We start from the raw sequence: 2,837 nt of genomic DNA on the forward strand, positions 1-2,837 counted from the left end.
TATTTACCATTCAAGGCACACACAAAATGTAAAAAATAGCGCGGGCTGACGGCAATCCGAGTGGGCTGTGTTTTTCGGCTAGCTTTGTTTTAGGCCGACAATGACGTACTTTTAAACGCGCCATTTTTTACACAACACGTTGAGCACAATTAAAAAAAATGAATTCCTTAATCATTGGTAAAGACCAAATAATCGATACATATTACCCAACTATTGAACATTTAGAAGAAGAAAGAAAACTTCAAGAATATGATGGTAATGTATTGAATACTAACAATTTATTCATCTCAACTTTAGCAATGGACTTTCCTTCGAACATCTCTTCAAAAAGAAGAAAGGAAATTGAAGAAGAATGGAAAGAGAAATTACCACATCTAAACCAGATTAAAAGACTTAACCTACGACATAAAGTTGACCAAGAATTCTTTGAATGTATATGTAAAATGCAAAATTTAGAAGTTCTAAACATTTGGACTTCAACAGTTACAAATATCGATTCTTTAAAAAAGCTAACGAAACTTAAAGCTTTGTCTTTAAGTAATTGTTCTCGTTTAGAAGATATTTCTCCATTGACTACTTTAAGATCATTAGAGAGTCTTTCTATTCTCGCTTCTTTCAAAGTGATAAACTATGAACTAATTGGAAAAATGAAATGGTTAAAATCATTAGAACTTGGAGGAGACTCGTTTGCTCCTAAAAATTTAATGCTTCAAAGTATAGAGCCATTTACAGGTTTAGACTCCTTAATTGAACTTGATTTATCTTATGCATCAATAAAGGATAAAAATTACAGACCGATTTTAGAATTAAAAAAACTAAAAAGACTTGATGCTCATTGGCGAATGAAAAATCAGGAAAGAGAGTTTATCCAAAATGAGCATCCTTCGTTGCAATCTGGGTTCTTTGTTGCTTATGATTTTGTTAAAAACGAATTCAAAGATGGAATTGAGTGGTGGAAAGAAAAATAAAAACAGTGCTCAACAATAGCTACATTTAATGCGGGGTTTAGTGGTGAATCAAAGCTTCTACCCTCCTCTTCCGCCAAAACAAGTTTTGACGATTTTATTTCGTTAATTTAAATCACAAAAATTGGTTTGGCTTAGTTCCGTACGGATTGAAAACTTACCGCTTTCAATACCCGCACTCCACTTAGCTGAGCCGTCAGACTGCGCAAAAACCCAAAACTCCCCTCAAAAAACCTTAAAAATCTGCTCATTTTTTCGTATCTTTAGATATGGATTTTATTAAAGGTTTCGATCGATATCAACTTCAGGTGATGGACTTTAATTCTATGGTTCCGCCGGATTCTTGGGCACGTATTGTTGATTTATTTGTGGAGATGCTTCCACTTCAAGAATTGGGTTTTAAACAAGTGTTAGCCGATGAAGGTCGGCCACCTTTTCACCCCAGTGATTTACTTAAGCTATATCTTTATGGATACAAAAATCAATTGCGCTCTTCTCGGAAATTAGAACACGCCTGCAAAGTAAATCTTGAAGTAATATGGCTACTCAAAGGTTTAAGACCATCGGCTCGTAAAATTGCTTATTTTAGAAAAAAGAATGCCGATGCTTTTAAAAAAGCTTTTCGGTTTTTTGTGGTCTTACTCAAAGATTGGGAGCTGATCTCAGGTGAGGTTATTGCCATTGATTCCTTTAAAATAAGAGCTCAAAATGCTTTAAAAAACAATTTTAATCAGAAGAAAATTGATAGACACATTGATTATATTGACAATAAAATTGACGAATACCAAAAGGCACTTGAACTAGCAGATTCTGAAAACGACAAACAAGAAATTAATGATAAAATAGCTTATCAAAACACCAAAAAAGATAATTATAAAAATATCGAAAAGCAACTTCAAGAATCAGGTGAGAGTCAAATCAGCCTTTCAGATCCTGATGCCAAAAGTGTTGTGCTCCACAGAAATATAGTAAATGTAGGATATTGTGTTCAAGCAGGGTGTGATGCTAAGCACAACCTTTTTATAAATAATGACACAGGAACAGTTAACGATACACATGCTCTTTCTCCAATGGCTTTGGACGCAAAAGAGTTACTTGAAGTTCAGCAAATGGATTGCCTTACAGATAAAGGCTACACCACTGGAAAACACATTGATATTTGTTCTAGAAACAACATTATAACTTATTCCTCGCCAAAAGAACATTCATCTCAAAAGAATGGGCTTTTTGATATGCAGGATTTTCAATACAATAAAACTGAAGACACTTACACTTGTCCAAACGACCAAACACTTGCTGGTACAGGAAATGTATACAATAAAGGCAGTCACAAGGTGAAGCATTACAAAAACTTTAAAGCATGTAAAACTTGTGCAATTCGTGAAAAATGTACTGCGGCCAAAAATGGAAGATTAATTGAACGTTCCATCTATCAAGAGGCCTTAGAAAACAACGAAAAAAGAGTCAATGAAAACCCAAATTATTATCGCTTAAGACAACAAGTTACCGAGCATCAATTTGGAACTTTAAAAAGGCAATGGGGTTTTACTTTCACCTTAATGAAAGGCAAAAAAAACGTACTATCCGAAGTCAATTTAATGATGATTTGTTACAACCTGAGGAGACTTATGTCCATTTTTAATTTAAATGACCTAAAAAACAAGCTAAAAGAGCTTGTTCTCATTTTTTTAGCTTTCTCGAGGCTTTTAAAGCCTATTCTGAGCACTTTATATAAAAGAAAACCAATTCTGTTTTTATTGAACCCAAGAAATAATACTTCCTTAAAAGTGGTTTATTCAAGTGGTAAACCTTATTTTTGAGAGAAAATGGGGTTTGTGCGCAGACTCCCGTTAATCGCAAATAGTCCACCTC

Annotated in this window: 2 protein-coding genes; both read left to right on the forward strand. The window is 34.0% G+C overall.

The features are described 5' to 3' along the window. Positions 1 to 158 precede the first annotated feature (158 nt). A complete protein-coding gene (locus C6368_RS16835; RefSeq protein WP_107040387.1) occupies positions 159 to 968 on the forward strand; it encodes a leucine-rich repeat domain-containing protein in 810 nt (269 codons plus the stop codon). Positions 969 to 1,234: 266 nt separating this feature from the next. Then, positions 1,235 to 2,785 (forward strand): IS1182 family transposase, encoded by a 1,551-nt coding sequence (locus C6368_RS16840; protein WP_199851669.1) that lies wholly within the window; start codon positions 1,235 to 1,237, stop codon positions 2,783 to 2,785. Positions 2,786 to 2,837: the final 52 nt, after the last annotated feature.

Source organism: Brumimicrobium mesophilum, from assembly GCF_003025005.1.
In the GTDB taxonomy this organism is placed as follows: Bacteria; Bacteroidota; Bacteroidia; order Flavobacteriales_D; family Crocinitomicaceae; genus Brumimicrobium; species Brumimicrobium mesophilum.